General features: G+C 59.5%; 14 protein-coding genes and 5 pseudogenes. 14 read left to right on the forward strand and 5 right to left on the reverse strand.

Features of this window, described 5'->3' with window-relative positions:
• Window positions 1-91: 91 nt before the first annotated feature.
• From rep to D3M70_RS24215, 10 genes and pseudogenes are all read left to right on the forward strand, one after another.
• Window positions 92-2,101, forward strand: a complete 2,010-nt coding sequence (rep, locus tag D3M70_RS24180; protein WP_120128121.1) for a DNA helicase Rep — start codon at window positions 92-94, stop codon at window positions 2,099-2,101.
• Between the two features lie 40 nt (window positions 2,102-2,141).
• A complete protein-coding gene (locus D3M70_RS24185) occupies window positions 2,142-2,711 on the forward strand; it encodes a xanthine phosphoribosyltransferase (protein ID WP_120128122.1) in 570 nt (189 codons plus the stop codon).
• Between the two features lie 311 nt (window positions 2,712-3,022).
• Window positions 3,023-3,120: pseudogene (locus D3M70_RS33640) on the forward strand (30S ribosomal protein S6); the annotation flags it as partial.
• 1 nt (window position 3,121) lies between these two features.
• A pseudogene (locus D3M70_RS24190) lies at window positions 3,122-3,387 on the forward strand (30S ribosomal protein S6); the annotation flags it as partial.
• A gap of 28 nt (window positions 3,388-3,415) precedes the next feature.
• A complete protein-coding gene (gene rpsR / locus D3M70_RS24195) occupies window positions 3,416-3,646 on the forward strand; it encodes a 30S ribosomal protein S18 (RefSeq protein ID WP_037015707.1) in 231 nt (76 codons plus the stop codon).
• A gap of 42 nt (window positions 3,647-3,688) precedes the next feature.
• The gene (locus D3M70_RS24200) at window positions 3,689-4,585 is read left to right on the forward strand and encodes a hypothetical protein (RefSeq protein WP_120128123.1); all 897 of its coding nucleotides are present in this window, start codon (window positions 3,689-3,691) and stop codon (window positions 4,583-4,585) included.
• 20 nt (window positions 4,586-4,605) lie between these two features.
• A complete protein-coding gene (gene rplI / locus D3M70_RS24205) occupies window positions 4,606-5,052 on the forward strand; it encodes a 50S ribosomal protein L9 (RefSeq protein ID WP_062379016.1) in 447 nt (148 codons plus the stop codon).
• A gap of 158 nt (window positions 5,053-5,210) precedes the next feature.
• Window positions 5,211-5,298, forward strand: a pseudogene (locus D3M70_RS33645) (hypothetical protein); the annotation flags it as partial.
• A 1-nt stretch (window position 5,299) separates the two neighbouring features.
• Window positions 5,300-6,553: pseudogene (dnaB, locus tag D3M70_RS24210) on the forward strand (replicative DNA helicase); the annotation flags it as partial.
• Between the two features lie 121 nt (window positions 6,554-6,674).
• Window positions 6,675-8,984 carry a YgiQ family radical SAM protein gene (locus D3M70_RS24215; RefSeq protein ID WP_120128124.1) on the forward strand — a complete coding sequence of 770 codons (2,310 nt, stop codon included), beginning with the start codon at window positions 6,675-6,677 and terminating at the stop codon, window positions 8,982-8,984.
• Here D3M70_RS24215 and D3M70_RS33650 read toward each other — a convergent pair.
• Window positions 8,958-9,089, reverse strand: a complete 132-nt coding sequence (locus D3M70_RS33650; protein ID WP_256659964.1) for a hypothetical protein — start codon at window positions 9,087-9,089, stop codon at window positions 8,958-8,960. The genes D3M70_RS24215 and D3M70_RS33650 overlap by 27 nt on opposite strands.
• Window positions 9,090-9,282: 193 nt before the next feature.
• On the opposite strand from D3M70_RS33650, the gene D3M70_RS24220 reads away from it, so the two are divergent.
• From D3M70_RS24220 to D3M70_RS24230, 3 genes are all read left to right on the forward strand, one after another.
• The gene (locus D3M70_RS24220) at window positions 9,283-12,576 is read left to right on the forward strand and encodes a DUF2126 domain-containing protein (protein WP_120128125.1); all 3,294 of its coding nucleotides are present in this window, start codon (window positions 9,283-9,285) and stop codon (window positions 12,574-12,576) included.
• 150 nt (window positions 12,577-12,726) lie between these two features.
• Window positions 12,727-15,228 carry a circularly permuted type 2 ATP-grasp protein gene (locus D3M70_RS24225; RefSeq protein ID WP_120128126.1) on the forward strand — a complete coding sequence of 834 codons (2,502 nt, stop codon included), beginning with the start codon at window positions 12,727-12,729 and terminating at the stop codon, window positions 15,226-15,228.
• Window positions 15,228-16,124, forward strand: coding sequence for a transglutaminase family protein (locus tag D3M70_RS24230; protein ID WP_120128127.1), 897 nt, complete (start codon window positions 15,228-15,230; stop codon window positions 16,122-16,124). Before D3M70_RS24225 ends, D3M70_RS24230 begins: the two co-directional genes overlap by 1 nt.
• A gap of 8 nt (window positions 16,125-16,132) precedes the next feature.
• On the opposite strand, the gene D3M70_RS32075 is transcribed toward D3M70_RS24230, so the two are convergent.
• Window positions 16,133-16,294 carry a hypothetical protein gene (locus tag D3M70_RS32075; protein ID WP_165869871.1) on the reverse strand — a complete coding sequence of 54 codons (162 nt, stop codon included), beginning with the start codon at window positions 16,292-16,294 and terminating at the stop codon, window positions 16,133-16,135.
• 429 nt (window positions 16,295-16,723) lie between these two features.
• On the opposite strand from D3M70_RS32075, the gene azu reads away from it, so the two are divergent.
• Window positions 16,724-17,170: an azurin gene (gene azu / locus D3M70_RS24235; protein ID WP_120128128.1), complete on the forward strand. Its 447-nt coding sequence runs from the start codon at window positions 16,724-16,726 to the stop codon at window positions 17,168-17,170.
• A 136-nt stretch (window positions 17,171-17,306) separates the two neighbouring features.
• On the opposite strand, the gene D3M70_RS24240 is transcribed toward azu, so the two are convergent.
• The 3 genes and pseudogenes from D3M70_RS24240 to nadE (D3M70_RS33655) all read right to left on the reverse strand — a co-directional run.
• A complete protein-coding gene (locus tag D3M70_RS24240; protein WP_120128129.1) occupies window positions 17,307-18,323 on the reverse strand; it encodes a 2-oxoadipate dioxygenase/decarboxylase family protein in 1,017 nt (338 codons plus the stop codon).
• A 215-nt stretch (window positions 18,324-18,538) separates the two neighbouring features.
• A partial coding sequence (nadE, locus tag D3M70_RS24250) for an ammonia-dependent NAD(+) synthetase (protein ID WP_256659965.1) occupies window positions 18,539-19,103 on the reverse strand: 565 nt, incomplete at its 5' end.
• Window position 19,104: 1 nt separating this feature from the next.
• Window positions 19,105-19,322, reverse strand: a pseudogene (gene nadE, locus D3M70_RS33655) (NAD(+) synthase); the annotation flags it as partial.
• Window positions 19,323-19,335: the final 13 nt, after the last annotated feature.

Raw genomic sequence — 19,335 nt, forward strand, 5'->3', positions numbered from 1 at the left:
GTCGCGCATCACAGTGTCGGACGGTCGCTGCACAATCCGTGGACCCTGTTAAAATGCCTGCCCATTTTTCTAGTGATCCCTCTATTTCCCCATGTCCCGACTCAATCCCCGGCAACAGGAAGCCGTGAACTACGTCGGCGGCCCTCTTTTGGTGCTTGCCGGTGCTGGCTCCGGCAAGACCAGCGTGATTACACGCAAAATTGCCCACCTCATCCAGAACTGCGGCATTCGTGCGCAGTACATCGTCGCCATGACCTTCACCAACAAGGCGGCGCGGGAAATGAAAGAGCGGGTCGGCACTCTGCTGCGCAGCGGTGAAGGGCGCGGCCTGACGGTTTCGACGTTTCACAACCTGGGCCTGAACATCATCCGCAAGGAGCATGCACGCCTGGGTTACAAGCCCGGTTTCTCGATCTTCGACGAGACCGACGTCAAAGCCTTGATGACCGACATCATGCAGAAGGAGTACTCGGGCGACGATGGCGTCGACGAGATCAAGAACATGATCGGCGCGTGGAAAAACGACCTGATCCTGCCCGCTCAGGCCCTGGAGAACTCCCGCAACCCCAAAGAGCAGACCGCCGCCATCGTCTACACCCACTACCAGCGCACGCTCAAGGCATACAACGCAGTGGACTTCGATGACCTGATCCTGCTGCCGGTCAAACTGTTCGAAGAACACGCCGACATTCTGGAAAAATGGCAGCACAAGGTGCGCTACCTGCTGGTCGACGAATACCAGGACACCAACGCCAGCCAATACCTGCTGGTGAAAATGCTCATCGGGACCCGCTGCCAGTTCACCGTGGTGGGTGACGACGACCAGTCGATCTACGCCTGGCGCGGCGCGCGTCCGGAAAACCTGATGCTGCTCAAGGACGACTACCCGTCGTTGAAAGTCGTGATGCTGGAGCAGAACTACCGCTCCACCAGCCGAATCCTGCGCTGCGCCAACGTGCTGATCTCCAACAACCCGCACGAGTTTGAAAAGCAGCTGTGGAGCGAGATGGGTCACGGTGATGAAATCCGCGTGATCCGCTGCAAGAACGAAGACGCAGAAGCCGAACGCGTGGCCGTTGAAATTCTCAGTCTGCACCTGCGCACCGACCGGCCTTACAGCGACTTTGCGATCCTGTATCGCGGCAACTATCAGGCCAAGCTGATCGAGCTGAAACTTCAGCACCACCAGATCCCCTATCGGCTCTCCGGTGGCAACAGCTTCTTTGGCCGTCAGGAAGTCAAAGACCTGATGGCCTACTTCCGCCTGCTGGTAAACCCGGACGATGACAACGCGTTCTTGCGCGTCATCAACGTGCCCCGCCGGGAGATCGGCTCGACCACGCTGGAAAAGCTCGGCAACTACGCCACGGAACGCAAAATCTCGATGTACGCCGCCACCGACGAAATCGGCCTGGGTGAGCATCTGGACACCCGCTTCACCGACCGCCTCAAGCGCTTCAAGCACTGGATGGACGGCGTGCGCCAGCAATGCGCGACGCAAGACCCGATCGCGGCCCTGCGCAGCATGGTCATGGACATCGATTACGAGAACTGGCTCCGTCAGAACAGTTCCAGCGACAAGGCCGCCGACTACCGCATGGGCAACGTGTGGTTCCTGATCGAAGCGCTGAAAAACACGCTGGAGAAAGACGAAGAAGGCGGCATGACCATCGAAGAAGCCATCGGCAAGCTGGTCCTGCGCGACATGCTCGAGCGTCAGCAGGAAGAGGAAGACGGCGCCGAAGGTGTGCAGATGATGACCTTGCATGCTTCAAAGGGCCTGGAGTTTCCTTACGTGTTCATCATGGGCATGGAGGAGGAAATCCTCCCACACCGTTCGAGCATTGAAGCTGACACCATCGAAGAAGAACGTCGACTGGCCTACGTGGGCATCACCCGTGCGCGCCAGACCCTGGCCTTCACCTTTGCCGCCAAACGCAAGCAATACGGCGAGATCATCGACTGCCTGCCAAGCCGTTTCCTCGATGAGCTGCCACCGGACGATCTGGCCTGGGAAGGCAACGACGACACGCCTACCGAAGTGAAAGCCGTTCGCGGCAACACGGCACTGGCGGACATTCGCGCCATGCTGAAAAGATAAACATCCATTTCGCGCGACTTGCGCCCTGAGGAACACCAACGTGGAAGCACTGCACAAGAAAATTCGCGAGGAAGGCATCGTACTTTCCGACCAGGTATTGAAGGTCGACGCGTTTCTCAACCATCAGATCGACCCGGTCCTGATGCAGCAGATCGGTGACGAGTTCGCCACGTTGTTCGCAAACGCCGGCATCACCAAGATCGTGACCATCGAAGCCTCCGGCATCGCGCCTGCGGTAATGACCGGTCTGAAGCTGGGCATTCCGGTGATTTTCGCCCGCAAGCACCAGTCGCTCACGCTGACCGAAAACCTGTTCTCTGCGACGGTGTATTCCTTCACCAAGCAGACCGAAAGCACCATCGCGATCAGCACTCGTCACCTGACCAGCAGTGACCGCGTGCTGATCATCGATGACTTTCTCGCCAACGGTAAGGCGTCCCAGGCACTGATTTCGATCATCAAGCAAGCGGGGGCTTCGGTGGCAGGTCTGGGCATCGTGATCGAGAAGTCGTTCCAGGGCGGCCGTGCCGAGCTTGATGCCCAGGGCTATCGCGTGGAATCCCTGGCTCGGGTCAAGTCGCTGAACGGCGGCGTTGTCTCATTCGTCTGATCGGGACTACTCGCACAGGGGTGAACGGGCTCGCGAATGCTTTTCGCCATGTGCCCGTCCACACCTGTCAGCAGGCAAACCCGTGCCACGTCCGCTCGAATCAAGGCCTTGAGCGCCGCTGACCAGGTGACGACGCCGAACTGTTCAAATAATCACCAATTTTCTTGCGCAGCCACTGCCCCTTCTCTACAATTGCGCCCCTTGCTGTCATGGCAGGCGCTCACGTGCCTGTCCCTGTGCAAGATAAACCAGTGTTATTCACTCCTTGTCTGACCGCTTTGGCGGCAGGCTACAACCCGTAAGGAGCATTCATGCGTCATTACGAAATCATCTTTCTGGTTCACCCGGACCAGAGCGAGCAAGTCGGCGGCATGGTTGAGCGTTATACCAAGCTGATCGAAGAAGACGGNATGTTCACAAGGCTCACTACGTGATGCTGAACGTTGAGTGCACTGGCAAGGCTCTGGCCGAGCTGGAAGACAACTTCCGTTACAACGATGCCGTGATCCGTAACCTTGTCATCCGTCGCGACGAAGCCGTTACCGGCCAGTCCGAGATGCTCAAGGCTGAAGAAAACCGCAGTGAGCGCCGTGAGCGTCGCGACCGTCCTGAGCACTCCGACGCCGAAGGCGCTGACAGTGATGACAGCGACAACAGCGATAACGCTGACGAGTAATCCACGGACCTTTTGAGGAGCCTATTACATGGCACGTTTCTTCCGTCGTCGTAAATTCTGCCGCTTCACAGCTGAAAATGTGAAGGAGATCGATTACAAGGATCTCAACACCCTGAAAGCCTACGTATCCGAAACCGGCAAGATCGTTCCTAGCCGCATTACCGGTACCAAAGCTCGTTATCAGCGTCAGCTGGCTACCGCTATCAAGCGCGCCCGCTTCCTGGCCCTGCTGGCCTACACCGACAGCCACGGCCGCTGAGACCAGGTTCAGTCGACAAAAACGCAGTAAGGGATAGATCGCATGCGCGCCATGGCTGACTTCATCATGCGCGGTCGCGTGCAGGCCACTCTCGTAGTGGTTGGATGTGCGGCGTTGCCGCTGTTGTTCTGGTTGAGTGCTGCCGCAGGTTGCCTTGTGCTCCTGCGACGCGGGTTGAGCGACGCCGTTGGCGTTCTCGCCTGGGCTCTGCTGCCGGCCTTGGTCTGGTGGTATTTCGGTGAACCTCGCACCCTGATGGTGTTGCTCGGTTCATGGGGGTTGGCGGCCGTATTGCGCGCCAGCGAGTCCTGGGTCCGTGTGCTGCTGGTCAGCGTAGGGCTTGGATTGTTGTATGGAGTGGTTCTGGGGGCGGTTTTCCGCGAGCCCATCGAAGCCATGGCGGGGGAGTTGCAGAAACTCCTGCCCCACGTCTTCGGTGATGTCTACCAGCAAATGTCGGTAGAAGAGCGAGCGCGTCTGGGAGCACTGATTACACCGGTCCTTAACGGCCTGATAGCAGCGCTGTTGCAGATCGTCAGCGTGGTATGCCTGATCCTTGGGCGTTACTGGCAGGCGTTGTTGTATAACCCGGGCGGTTTCGGACGCGAATTTCGCAGCCTGAGACTCCCGCGGGCACCGATGCTGGTGCTGCTGGTGTGCATGTTGGTGGGGCCCAATTTCGGTCCGCAACTGGCGATGCTGACACCGTTGTGCAGCGTACCGCTCATGTTCGCGGGACTTGCCCTGATCCACGGCCTGGTGGCTGCAAAGCGCCTGACGCGGTTCTGGCTGGTGGGGTTGTACGTCACGCTGCTGCTGTTCATGCAGCTGATCTATCCGTTGCTGGTGGTGTTTGCCATTGTCGACAGCCTGATTGATTTTCGCGGCCGTCTGGCGTCGAAAGATGCCGATAACGGTTCTGCGAACGGTGAAGGTTAAAGTTAAGAGGTTATTACCAAATGGAACTCATCCTGCTGGAAAAAATCGCCAACCTGGGCAACCTGGGCGACAAAGTAAACGTTAAGGCTGGTTACGGCCGTAACTACCTGCTGCCTTTCGGCAAAGCCACCGCTGCAACCGCTGCCAACCTGGCCGCGTTTGAAGAGCGTCGCGCTGAGCTGGAAAAAGCCGCTGCCGAGAAGAAAGCTTCTGCTGAAACTCGCGCTGCTCAACTGGCTGAGCTGGAAGTGACTATCACTGCCACCGCTGGTGACGAAGGCAAGCTGTTCGGTTCGATCGGTACTCACGACATCGCTGATGCACTGACCGCCTCTGGCGTTGAAGTGGCTAAAGCTGAAGTTCGTCTGCCGAACGGCACCATCCGTAACGTTGGCGAATACGACGTTGCCGTGCACCTGCACAGCGATGTTGAAGCTACCGTTCGCGTAGTTGTGGTAGCTGCTTAAGCAGTTTGATTTTGGCGCTTCGGTGCTGAAGTCTGGCCGACTGGCGACTCGTTCGTCAGCCGGCAGGCGAGGGGCGCGTTCCTGTTTATCAGGTCGTGCCCTTTGTCATTTCTGAGTATCCTGTTTCAAAATCCTTATTCCGTGTGGCCATGAACGATATTTCCGCTCCCGAGCAATACGATCTGCAAACTGCTGCCCTCAAGGTGCCGCCGCATTCCATCGAGGCCGAACAGGCTGTGCTCGGTGNTCGGATGGCGATTTCTATCGTCATGACCACCGCCTGATTTTCCGGGCCATCGCCAAACTGGCCGATCAGAACCTGCCCATCGACGTCGTGACCCTGTCCGAGCAACTGGACAAAGAAGGGCAGACCTCACAGGTTGGCGGCCTTGGTTACCTGTCTGAACTGGCGAAGAACATTCCGTCGGTGGCGAACATCAAGGCCTATGCCCAGATCGTTCGCCAGCGGGCCACCCTGCGTCAGTTGATCGGGATCAGCAACGAGATCGCCGACAGCGCGTTCAACCCCGAGGGGCGCACGGCCGAAGAGATCCTTGACGAAGCCGAACGGCAAATCTTTCAGATCGCCGAAGCACGCCCCAAAACCGGCGGCCCCGTGGGCGTCAACGACCTGCTGACCAAGGCCATCGACCGTATCGACACCTTGTTCAATCTGGGCGAAGGCATCACCGGCCTGTCTACCGGCTATACCGATCTGGACGAGAAAACCAGCGGCCTGCAGCCATCGGACTTGATCATCGTTGCGGGTCGTCCATCCATGGGTAAGACCACCTTTGCGATGAACCTCGTCGAAAACGCGGTATTGCGCAGCGAGAAGGCCGTCCTGGTTTACTCCCTGGAGATGCCAGGCGAATCGCTGATCATGCGTATGCTTTCATCGCTTGGGCGTATCGATCAGACCAAGGTCCGTTCCGGCCAGCTGGATGACGACGACTGGCCACGCCTGACCTCAGCGGTGAACCTGCTGAACGATCGCAAGCTGTTCATCGACGACACAGCGGGGATCAGCCCGTCAGAAATGCGTGCCCGGACTCGTCGCCTGGTTCGTGAGCATGGGGAAGTCGGCCTGATCATGATCGACTACCTGCAACTGATGCAGATTCCGGGCTCCAGCGGCGACAACCGGACCAACGAGATTTCCGAAATCTCCCGCTCCCTGAAAGCCCTGGCGAAGGAATTCAACTGCCCGGTGGTTGCGCTCTCTCAGCTCAACCGCTCGCTCGAACAGCGTCCGAACAAACGTCCAGTGAACTCCGACTTGCGGGAATCCGGAGCGATCGAGCAGGACGCCGACGTCATCATGTTCGTGTACCGGGACGAGGTGTATCACCCCGAAACCGAGCATAAGGGCGTAGCGGAAATCATCATCGGCAAGCAGCGTAACGGCCCCATCGGCTTTGTGCGGCTGGCGTTCATCGGTAAGTACACGCGCTTCGAGAACCTCGCGCCGGGTAGTTACAACTTTGATGATGATGAGTGATGGTCTGAGGCCGCCGGCAAATACCCAAACAGTCGGAATTGGTTATTTTTTGTGCTATTCTCCGCGCCCGCGAATTTCCGTCGGAAACTCGCCTCCCTGATTACAAACACTGGTCATCGACATGCAAGCAGCCAAGCCGTTATTTGACTATCCGAAGTACTGGGCCGAATGTTTCGGACCAGCGCCCTTCCTGCCAATGAGCCGGGAAGAGATGGATCAGCTTGGCTGGGATTCCTGCGACATCATCATCGTCACCGGTGATGCCTACGTCGACCACCCGTCTTTTGGCATGGCAATCATTGGCCGGCTGCTGGAGTCGCAAGGCTTTCGCGTCGGGATCATTGCCCAGCCGGACTGGAAATCCAAAGACGACTTCATGAAGCTGGGCGAGCCGAATCTGTTCTTCGGTGTCGCGGCCGGCAACATGGACTCGATGATCAACCGCTACACCGCGGACAAGAAAATCCGCTCCGACGACGCCTACACGCCGGGCGGCATGGCCGGCAAGCGTCCGGATCGCGCCAGCCTGGTTTACAGCCAGCGCTGCAAGGAAGCGTACAAGAACGTACCCATCGTTCTCGGTGGCATCGAAGCTTCGCTGCGCCGCATCGCTCACTACGATTACTGGCAGGACAAGGTTCGCAACTCGATCCTGATCGACGCCTGCGCCGACATCCTTCTGTACGGCAACGCCGAGCGGGCGATCGTTGAAGTCGCCAATCGCCTGTCCTATGGCGAAAAGATCGAAAACATCACTGACGTGCGCGGGACTGCGTTCATTCGTCGCGACACGCCGGAAGGCTGGTACGAAGTCGATTCCACGCGCATCGACCGTCCGGGCAAGATCGACAAGATCATCAACCCGTACGTCAACACGCAAGACACCCAGGCCTGCGCCATTGAGCAGGAAAAAGGCCCCGTCGAGGATCCGAGCGAAGCCAAGGTCGTGCAGATTCTGGCCAGCCCTCGCATGACCCGCGACAAAACCGTTATCCGCCTGCCGTCCATGGAGAAAGTGCGCAATGACGCCGTTCTCTATGCCCACGCCAACCGCGTGCTGCACTTGGAAACCAACCCGGGTAATGCTCGGGCGCTGGTTCAAAAGCACGGCGAAGTCGATGTCTGGTTCAACCCGCCACCGATTCCGATGACTACTGAAGAAATGGACTACGTGTTCGGCATGCCGTATGCGCGCATTCCGCACCCGGCGTATGGCAAGGAGAAGATTCCGGCCTACGACATGATCCGTTTCTCGGTGAACATCATGCGCGGCTGCTTTGGTGGCTGCACCTTCTGCTCGATCACCGAGCATGAAGGCCGGATCATCCAGAACCGCTCCCACGATTCGATCATTCGCGAAATCGAAGAGATTCGCGACAAAGTGCCAGGCTTCACCGGCGTGATCTCCGATCTCGGCGGCCCGACCGCGAACATGTATCGCATCGCCTGCAAGAGCCCGGAAATCGAATCCGCGTGCCGCAAGCCTTCCTGCGTATTCCCTGGCATCTGCCCGAACCTGAACACCGACCACTCGGCGCTGATTCAGCTGTATCGCAGTGCCCGTGAACTGCCCGGCGTGAAGAAAATCCTGATCGCATCCGGCCTGCGTTACGACCTGGCCGTCGAGTCGCCGGAATACGTCAAGGAACTGGTCACCCACCACGTTGGCGGCTACCTGAAGATCGCCCCGGAACACACCGAGGAAGGTCCGCTCAACCAGATGATGAAGCCGGGCATTGGCAGCTATGACAAGTTCAAGCGCATGTTCGAGAAGTATTCGAAAGAGGCGGGTAAAGAGCAGTACCTGATTCCGTACTTCATCGCCGCTCACCCGGGCACCACCGACGAAGACATGATGAATCTGGCCCTGTGGCTCAAGGGCAACGGTTTCCGTGCCGACCAGGTGCAGGCGTTCTATCCGTCGCCGATGGCCAGCGCGACGGCCATGTACCACTCCGGCAAGAACCCGCTGCGCAAGGTCACGTACAAGAGCGACTCGGTGACCATCGTCAAGAGCGAAGAGCAGCGCCGTCTGCACAAGGCTTTCCTGCGGTACCACGACCCGAAAGGCTGGCCGATGCTGCGTGAGGCGCTGGAGCGCATGGGCCGTTCCGACCTCATTGGCTCGGGCAAGAATCAACTGATCCCGGAGCACCAGCCGGAAACCGACAGTTACCAGAGCGCCCGTCGCAAGAACTCGACGCCGGCTGGCAGTCACAAGGTCGCCAAGACCACGAAGATCCTGACCCAGCACACCGGCCTGCCGCCGCGCGCCAGCGATGGCAGCAAGCCTTGGGACAAACGCGAAGAGGCCAAGGCCGCTGCAGCTGCACGCAATAAGCAGGCAGCCAAGGAACGCGCGGACGCGTCCAAGGGCGGGAAGGGCGGCAAGAGCAAGAAACCCTCACGTCAGCCAGTGTTTCCGCGCTGAGTGATGCCGCAATGAAAAACGCCAGCCTTCGAGCTGGCGTTTTGCGTTGTACCGTTTCATATCCTGCGGGTTGGCTGCCGCGATTAACAGCGTCAAGGCCAGCATTGCGTGGCCTCCTGCGTAAATAACCCCACCCGCCTCATTTCCGTGCGACCCTTGCACCGTCCGCCAAAGCTGGCGCGATTTTGGTGCTGTGCTTAGCTGAGCGAGCACCCTCAACGCCGAAGGCGCCTGACTTGCCTGGATGGCATAAGTCTTGCGCGGTTCCGCTACCGTCCAGGCTCGCAGGAGGCACGCCGTGTCGATTCACATTGCCTTGCACCACGTCACGCATTACCGCTACGAACGTGCGGTAGAACTGGGTCCGCAGATCGTGCGCTTGCGCCCGGCCGCGCACAGCCGTACACGTGTGCTGTCCTATTCGCTCAAAGTCCTGCCTGAAAATCACTTCGTCAATTGGCAACAGGATCCGCAGGGCAATTACCTGGCGCGTCTGGTGTTTCCGGAAAAGACCGATGAGTTGCGTATCGAAGTCGATCTGGTCGCCGAGATGGCGGTGTTCAATCCATTCGACTTTTTCCTCGAACCTTACGCCGAAAAAATTCCGTTCACATACGCCAGGGAGGAGCATCACGAGCTCCAGCCCTATCTGGAAAAGCTGCCGCTGACGCCGAGATTCCAGGCGTATCTGGACAGCATCGACCGCACGCCGATACCGGCCATCGATTTCCTGGTGAACCTCAATCAACGTCTGGCCCACGACATCGGTTACCTGATCCGCATGGAACCGGGTATCCAGACGCCTGAATTCACGCTTGAGAACGCCTCGGGCTCCTGCCGGGATTCGGCCTGGCTGCTGGTGCAGCTGCTGCGCCATCTGGGGCTGGCGGCGCGCTTCGTCTCGGGCTATCTGATTCAACTCAAGGCAGACGTCGAAGCACTGGACGGCCCTTCGGGCACTGACGTCGACTTCACCGACCTGCACGCCTGGTGCGAGGTCTATTTGCCCGGCGCAGGCTGGGTTGGCCTTGATGCCACTTCAGGTCTCTTTGCCGGTGAAGGGCACATTCCGTTGGCGTGCAGCCCCGAGCCGTCTTCGGCCGCGCCCATCAGTGGCTTGGTTGAGCCTTGCGAAACCGAATTCAGCCACGAGATGTCAGTGGAGCGCATCTGGGAAGCGCCACGGGTCACCAAGCCTTACACCGAAGCGCAATGGCTGGAGATTCAGGCACTGGGCCGACAGATCGACACTGATCTGCTTGCCGACGATGTGCGCCTGACCATGGGCGGCGAGCCGACGTTCGTCTCCATCGATGATCGCGACGGCAACGAGTGGAATACCGCAGCCTTGGGGCCAAAAAAACGCGTGCTGTCGGCCGAGTTGTTCCAGCGCATGCGCAAGCATTACGCGCCTCAAGGTCTGGTGCATTTCGGTCAGGGCAAATGGTATCCGGGCGAGCAGCTTCCACGCTGGTCGCTGAACTGTTTCTGGCGTCGCGATGGGGAACCGGTATGGCGCAACAACGCACTGATCGCCGATGAAAACGAAGATTACGGCACCGACAGTGAAACCGCCGGGCGCTTCCTGCGCAGCGTTGCCGAGCGGTTAAAGTTGCCGGCGCGCTACGTGTTTCCAGCCTACGAAGACAATTTCTATTACCTGTGGCGTGAGGGCGCGCTGCCCAAGAACGTCAGTGCCGAAGATTCTCGCCTTGGCGACGAGCTGGAGCGGGCGCGGCTAAACAAGGTGTTCTCTCATGGTCTGGACAAGGTCATTGGCCACGTTCTTCCCTTGGCGCGCACGGCTGCCGATGACCACTGGCAGAGCGGGCGCTGGTATCTGCGCGATGAACACTGCCGTCTGGTGCCAGGCGACTCACCGCTGGGCTACCGCTTGCCGCTGGCTTCACAGCCTTGGGTCAAGGCTGCGGAATACCCTTACATTCATCCGACTGACCACAATCAGGACTTCCCGGATCTGCCGGATCGGGACGAGGTGCAGGCGCGCCTGGACGGCTTGACCGAACAGAAGCGCCCAGACGCCGAGCGAGCGCCAGACATCGACGAATCGGCTGACTGGCTGACACGTACAGCGCTGGGCGCCGAGGTGCGTAGCGGGCGTCTGTATCTGTTCATGCCGCCGTTGCAGTCGCTGGAAGCCTATCTCGAGCTGGTCGCGGCCATCGAAGCGACCGCTGAAGAACTGCATTGTCCGGTTCTGCTGGAGGGCTACGAGCCACCCAGCGACCCGCGTCTGGCCAATTTCCGCATCACCCCGGATCCAGGTGTGATTGAGGTCAACGTGCAGCCTTCGTCGAGCTGGGACGAACTGGTGGAACGCACCGAGTTTCTCTACGAACAGGCACGTCTGACCCGGCTGACGACGGAGAAATTCATGATCGACGGGCGCCACACAGGCACCGGCGGCGGAAACCACTTCGTGCTGGGTGGCGCGACGCCGGGTGACTCGCCGTTCCTGCGACGCCCGGATTTGCTGCGCAGTCTGCTCAGTTACTGGCACAACCATCCATCGCTGTCGTACCTGTTCTCGGGGCTGTTCATCGGCCCAACCTCGCAGGCTCCTCGTGTCGATGAGGCGCGCAACGACTCGCTGTATGAACTGGAAATCGCCTTTTCGCAGATGCCAGAGCCGGGGGAAGAATGCCCGCCATGGCTGGTGGACCGCCTGCTGCGCAACCTGCTGATCGACGTGACGGGCAACACTCACCGGGCCGAATTCTGCATCGACAAGCTGTATTCGCCCGATGGCGCGACAGGGCGTCTGGGCTTGCTGGAACTGCGCGCGTTCGAAATGCCGCCCCATGCACGCATGAGCCTTGCGCAGCAGTTGCTGCTTCGGGCCCTTGTTGCGCGATTCTGGCGGGAGCCTTATGCGCCGCCGAAACTGGCCCGCTGGGGCAACGAACTGCATGACCGTTTCATGCTGCCGCACTTTATCGAGCAGGACTTCGCCGACGTCATCGTCGAGCTCAACGCCGCCGGGTATCCAGTGCGGGCAGAGTGGTTCGCGGCGCATCTGGAGTTCCGCTTCCCCAAAGTGGGCGATTACGCGGTCAGCGGCATTGAACTGGAATTGCGACAGGCCCTGGAGCCATGGCATGTACTGGGCGAAGAGGGCGCGGCTGGCGGCGCGGTTCGTTACGTGGACTCCTCGCTCGAGCGTCTGCAACTGAAGGTCACCGGGCTCCCACCGCAGCGCTATGTGCTGACGTGCAACGGCATTCCTGTGCCGCTGCAACCGACCGGACGGATTGGCGAGTTCGTCGCCGGGGTGCGCTATCGCGCCTGGCAGCCGTTCAATGCGCTGCAACCGACCATCCCCGTGCATGCGCCGCTGGTTTTCGACATCCTCGATACATGGATGCAGCGCTCATTGGGTGGCTGCGAGTATCATGTCGCGCATCCTGGTGGTCGCAACTACGAGACCCTGCCGGTGAACGCCAACGAAGCCGAGAGCCGGCGCCTGTCGCGATTTTTCCGGATTGGCCACAGCCCCGGCAAACTGGCGGTTCCCGCACTGACCATCAACGATGAAATGCCCATGACGCTGGACTTGCGTCTGCATCGATAACGGCCGCCCTTTCAGACGCCTTGAAGCCCAGCCTCCAGGCGTCTGACAAACGGGACGGGGCCGCAGGGAAGCGCGTCTCGCGTGTCACATTGTCTGCGCTAATCTAAGCCCTGCTAATTCGAGCCCTTTCAGTTGTCTGCCGAGCCTTCCATGCCCGACCTGCTTGACCGATACCCGCTCTCCGCGGGTACTTATCACGAGATGCTCGACGCTAGCGGTGAAGTGCGCCCGCATTGGCTGCGCCTCTATGAGCATCTGCAGCGCAGCACGCCTGCGCAATTGATACAGCGTCAAGCGCTGCTGGCTCGACAGATTCAGGAAAACGGCGTCACCTACAACGTCTATGCCGATCCCAAGGGCGCTGACCGCCCTTGGGAGCTGGATCTGCTGCCACACCTGATTCCGGTCGAAGAATGGCAACAGGTTGCAGCCGGCATCGCCCAGCGCGCACGCCTGCTCAACGCCGTGCTGGCGGACCTTTATGGGCCACAAAAGCTGATTGCCGAAGGCCTTCTGCCCGCCGAACTGGTGTTCGGCCACAACAATTTTCTCTGGCCGTGCCAAGGCGTCACACCGCCGGAGAACACCTTTCTGCATGTCTATGCCGTTGACCTGGCACGCACCCCGGATGGCCGCTGGTGGGTCACGGCAGATCGGACGCAGGCGCCTTCGGGCGCAGGCTATGCACTGGAAAACCGCTTGATCGTGTCGCGCGCCTTCCCCGAACTGTATCGCGATCTGGAAGTGCAGCACCTGTCCGGTTTTTTCCGCTCACTCCAGGAAACCCTGGCCCGCCAGGCCCCCAGCAGTAATGAAGCGCCGCTGGTGGTGTTGCTGACGCCTGGCCGTTTCAACGAAAGCTATTTCGAACACCTCTACCTGGCGGGCCAGTTGGGTTATCCACTGGTAGAAGGCAGCGACCTGACCGTGCGCGACGCCACGGTTTACCTGAAAACCCTGAGCGGCTTGCGGCGTGTTCACGCGATCATGCGCCGGTTGGACGATGATTTCTGCGATCCGCTGGAGCTGCGTACGGACTCGGCGCTCGGTGTACCCGGTCTGCTGGAAGCAGTGCGACAGGGCCGCGTGCTGGTCGCCAATGCCTTGGGCAGCGGTGTGCTGGAGTCGCCGGGGCTGTTGGGTTTCCTGCCCAAGATCAATGAGCACCTGTTTGGCGAAGAGCTGATTCTGCCGTCCGTCGCGACCTGGTGGTGCGGCGAGCCACCTGTACTGGCTCAGGCGCTGGAAAAGATGCCGGAATTGCTGATCAAGCCTGCGTTCCCGTCCCAGAGTTTCGCACCGGTATTCGGTCGCGATCTCAACGAGGAACAGCGCCAGGCGCTGGCAGCACGTATGCAGGCCCGCCCTTACGCCTACGTCGCGCAGGAGATCGCCCAGCTGTCCCATGCGCCGATCTGGCAAGGCGAAAAAGATCAACTGCAACCCCGCGCCATTGGCATGCGGGTGTACGCGGTCGCTACCGACGAAGGGTATCGCGTGCTGCCTGGCGGTCTGACCCGTGTGGCGGCGGACGCCGACGCCGACGTCGTTTCGATGCAGCGCGGCGGCGCCAGTAAGGACACCTGGATTCTCGGCGAACGCACACTGGGTAGCGAGCCGTGGAAAGGTCGCCGCACGCTGGGCGTGCATGACCTGGTTCGTCGCGACCCTTATTTGCCGTCACGTGTTGTGGAAAACCTGTTCTGGTTCGGTCGCTACTGCGAACGTTGCGACGACAGTGCGCGTCTGTTGCGCATCATGCTGGCGCGTTACGTGGATGGGGACGATCCACTGGCGCTGCAAGCGGCCGTGGAGTTGGGCGAGCGCTTGAATCTGGTGCCTCGCGAAGATGAAGAGGAGGGCACCGAACTGCCTGAGCGACTGCTTGCGGCTTTGCTCGGCGATGAATGGCCCTTCAGTCTGCGTTCCAACCTGCAGCGCTTGCAGTGGGCGGCGTCGCAAGTGCGCGGCAAGTTGTCCCGCGAAAACTGGCAGGCACTGGTGGAGTTGCAGCGCGAAGCCGCGAATCTGGAAACCGACGACCCCGATTTCGGAGAGTTGCTGGATTTCCTGAACCGCCTGGTGATGTCTCTGGCAGCGCTGTCCGGCTTTGCCCTGGACGACATGACCCGCGATGAAGGCTGGCGCTTCTTGATGATCGGCCGACGCATTGAGCGTTTGCAGTTCCTGAGCACCAGTCTGGCGGCGTTTCTGCGCAGCGACGCGGCGTTTGAACAGGACGCGCTGGACTGGCTGCTGGAACTGGGCAACAGCAGCATTACCTATCGCTCGCGTTACCTGGCACTGCCGCAGTTGATTCCGGTGCTCGATCTGTTGCTGCTCGATGAACAGAACCCGCACGCAGTATTGTTCCAGCTCAAGCTGGTAGCACGCTCGCTGAGGCGCTTGAACGAAGACTTTGGTGCGCCTCAGGACAACAGCCTCGCGACACTGATTCAGCGCCTGGCGAATTTCGATCTGGGCTGTCTGGAAAACGGTTTGTTCGGCCAGAGCAGTGTCAGAGCCGCGCTGCACGGTCTGGCGGAACTGCTGCAGGGCGTAGGGGATATCAGCGGTCAGGTGTCCGACCGCTTGGCGTTGCGCCATTTCGCCCATGTCGATGATGTCAGCCAACGCACGGTGTCCGTCTGATGAACAGCGCCCATTACCAGATTCTTCACGATACCCATTACAAGTACGACAGTCCCGTTTCTCTGGCGCAGCAGTTGGCCCATCTGTGGCCCAGACGCAGCCCGTGGCAGCGCTGCCTGGAGCAGCATCTGGTGATAAGCCCGACGCCAACCACACGCCGCGACGAACTGGACGTGTTTGGCAATCCGCTGACGCGGCTGGCGTTCGAGCGGCCCCACGACGAGTTGCAGGTCAACGCCCGGCTGCGCATTGAAGTGCTGGAGCGCCCTGTCCTGGATTTCCAGCGTTCGACGGCGTGGGATCAGACGCGCAGCGCGCTGACGTACAACGCCTCGAAAATGTCTACCGACATCCTCGATGCCTGCCGTTATCGCTTCGAATCACCCTACGTGCATTTGAAGCAGTCATTCGTCGAGTTCTCGGCCAGCTGCTTCCCTGCGGGTCGGCCAATGCTGCTTTGCGCACAGGCCTTGATGGAGAAGATTTTCGACGAGTTCACTTTCGACGGCGAGGCGACACACGTCGCAACCCCGCTCGTGGAGGTGCTGGAGCGCCGTCGTGGCGTGTGTCAGGACTTCGCCCATCTGATGCTGGCGTGCCTGCGGTCCAGAGGGTTGGCGGCGCGTTATGTCAGCGGGTATTTGTTGACTCAGCCGCCACCGGGCCAGCCGCGTCTGATTGGGGCTGACGCTTCCCATGCGTGGGTGTCGGTGTTCTGCCCGGTGCTGGGCTGGGTGGATTTCGATCCGACCAACAACATCCAGCCGGCGCTGGAGCACATCAGTCTGGCGTGGGGGAGAGACTTTTCAGATGTCTCTCCGTTACGCGGAGTGATTCTCGGCGGCGGCAATCATGACCCGGAAGTCCGGGTGACGGTGATGCCGGTAGCGGGGTAAGTCCAGGCTTATTCGGCCGGCTTCTCGTCGCTCTGCTGCTCGGTGGTCGCGTTCTCTTCAACCTGCGCTTCAGCCTTCTCGGCCTGCTTGCGCTGCAGCTTTTCCTCTTTTTTCTGCTCCTTGGCCAGGTCGCGTTGGCGTTTGGCGAATGAATAGTTGGGTTTGGCCATGGGCAGTCCTCGGGCAGTCGATAAGTCTGGTCATTCTGCCTGATAACGAGCCCTATCCGGCGTTGTATTTTTCGTCTGCCATTCGTCTGTTCACTATCGAAGCGCGAATGCTGCGCTATCACACGTGGTAAGCAGCCTCATGATAGGCGCTGTAATCCTGACGGGCACTGTCGTAATTGCCACTGGCGCCGCAGGCATAAGCCGCAAGCAGGCTGCGAAAAAGGCTATTGAGTTGCATGAAGTTCGTCCTAATTGATGAGTGACAACGCGATCTTAGTAGGACACTGTACAGTCCGCTGTTTGATTGTCTCGATTGCCCTGATAGGGTTGCCCCAGACATGTTTCATAATCTTCAGTTGATAAATTGTTTAAAGTTCAGGCACTCTTTGTATACAAAAACCAAGAGCAACCCCATTCAGGAGACTCACCATGATTCGCAAGCTTGTTGCTGCATCCCTGCTGACGCTCGTCAGTGGCCATTTGTTGGCGGCTGAATGCTCGGTCGACGTCGACTCCACCGACCAGATGACCTTCAGCACCAAGGCCATCGAAATCGACAAGAGCTGCAAGGAATTCACCGTCAACCTGAAGCACTCCGGCAGCCTGCCGAAGAATGTCATGGGCCATAACCTGGTGGTCAGTAAAGAAGCGGACATGCAGCCGATCGCTACCGACGGCCTGAGCGCCGGTATCGACAAGCAGTACCTCAAAGAGGGTGATGCACGCATCATCGCCCACACCAAAATCATTGGCGCAGGCGAGACCGACTCGCTGAAGATCGATGTGTCCAAGCTGGACCCAGCAGAGAAATACGGCTTTTTCTGCTCGTTCCCGGGCCACATCAGCATGATGAAGGGCGCGATCACTCTGAAGTGATGCAGTCCCTGTGATGACTTATCTCATGTAGGAGCGCGCTTGCCCGCGATGAGGTGTATCAGGTGCAGAGGATGTGCCTGACAACCTGCAATCGCGGGCAAGCGCGCTCCTACAAAAGTTTCTACGTTGCGTGCCTTTACGATGCGGTCATCTTGAAAATCCCCTGCGCATTGCTGCTGTCGAAATTCAGGTCGATGTTTCCGTTCTCCGGATCGATCTTGCGCTGAATGAATTCGACGAACGATCCCGGTACGCTGTGCGCCTGGAGCACCCCTTCGCTGTCCAGCAAATGTCGGCTCACGGTGCAGGCCTTATAAGCCGTCTGCATGACGCGCCCCGACCCTGACACCTCGATGCTGTCCTTCATCGGACGTTCAAGACGAATCTGCTCTCCGACCGTGGCCTCCAGGTCCGCAACGCGGTCGGTCAGGTGATTGAAGCTATTGCCTTCGGTGGCGATCCAGGCCATCTCCGCGCTATCCCTTAGCAACTGGCGATAGTCGTCTTCGCGTACCACCCCGTGTTGACGGCCGAACGCCCGGTACAGCCCCGGCAACAATTGGGCAGCCTCCTGCGCGCTGCAATGACGGGTCGTGCGCAAGCAGTTGAGGATACTCAGGTCTTCGCTGCTCAGTGGATCCCGGCTCGAACCGACGACGCGGCTGACCGCGCTTTGAAACGACTCGCTCAAGCGCCCCGGGTGCAGTTCGGAAACGAAGAACTGTGCAATGTCTTCCGGCAGGTCCATCTGGCGATAACCCCAGCCGGTCATGTTCAGTTTGGTCAGCGGGTAAGTGCGAACATCGGTGAACCCCAGGGGTTCAAGAAGACGGGAGAAGGCCTGGCGCCCTCTCGGTAATTCACCGTTCTCGGCCCAGTCCACAGTGCGTATCGCGCCGTGGTCGAACACCACCTTACGGCCGCTTTCGCATTGTTCATTCACATAACGAAGGCCGTCGGGCACGGCGTCCACCAGTTTGTGGAACAGGCACAGGTTCAGTGCCTCGGCGAGCCATACACGGTGAATCGCATCATCGCTCCACGAGAAGCCCTCCAGCGCTTGCGGGACTTCGACACGGTCTTTGAGCCAGTCGGCAGCGGGTTGGCCGACGGTGGAAGCAACGAGGGAGAAGAGGCCTTGAAAAGCAGTCATGGTCAGCGGCTCTGAGCGAGAAAGTCAGGACACTATGTAAGCGTTGATGGCGAACACCATCAAGCGAAAAAAAACGACCGGGTCATTCCTTTTCAGAATGAAGCCGGAATTGAATCCCTGCTTGAACCTCCTGTAGCAGCACGGCTTGCCGGCGGTGGCGTCATTGAAATCGCTACCGCCGGCAAGCCGGACTGCTACAGAGATCTCCGAAGCCCTCAAGGCGCGTACGGCAGGTCGCGCTTGTGCTGGGTCTTGCGGTACGTGTTGACGATGATGTCGAACGCTTCCTGGCGCAGCGGCTGACCATGAAGAAACGCATCGATCTCGGCGTAAGTCACGCCATGGGACGCTTCGTCCGGTTTGCCCGGAACCAGATCTTCGAGGTCAGCAGTCGGAATTTTCTCGACCAGATTTTCCGGAGCCCCGAAGTTGCGGGCAATGGCGCGGACTTGATTTTTCACCAAACCACTCAACGGAGCCAGGTCGCAGGCGCCGTCGCCGAATTTGGTGAAGAACCCCATCACTGCTTCCGCAGCATGGTCAGTGCCGATCACCAGACCCCCGCGCACACCGGCGATGGTGTATTGCGCGACCATGCGTGTGCGCGCCTTGACGTTGCCTTTGACGAAGTCCACAGCCGCATCGGACTGACCTTCGAATGCCTTGACCTGCTCGACCAATGCCTTGACCGCGGGCGCGATGTCCACGGTGTGGCGCTCGTCCGGATTGATGAAATCAACCGACGCGGTGGCTTCATGTTCGTCGTGCTGGACATGATACNTCGCGCAGCTCGCGAACGGCGCGCTGGGCCATCAGGCCGGCGGTCAGCGAGTCCACACCGCCGCTGATACCCAGTACAAGCACTTTCATGCGGGCGTTGTGCAGGCAGTCCTTGATGAACTGGACGCGGCGCGCGACTTCGGCTTCAAGCTCACCCTGATTGGCGAAGGGCGCCTGAACCTTAAGCTCCTTGGCGATCTCGAGCTGTACGGCTTGCATGATTGACTCCTTA

The sequence above is a fragment of the Pseudomonas sp. LS-2 genome, from assembly GCF_003605735.1.
Lineage (GTDB): Bacteria > Pseudomonadota > Gammaproteobacteria > Pseudomonadales > Pseudomonadaceae > Aquipseudomonas.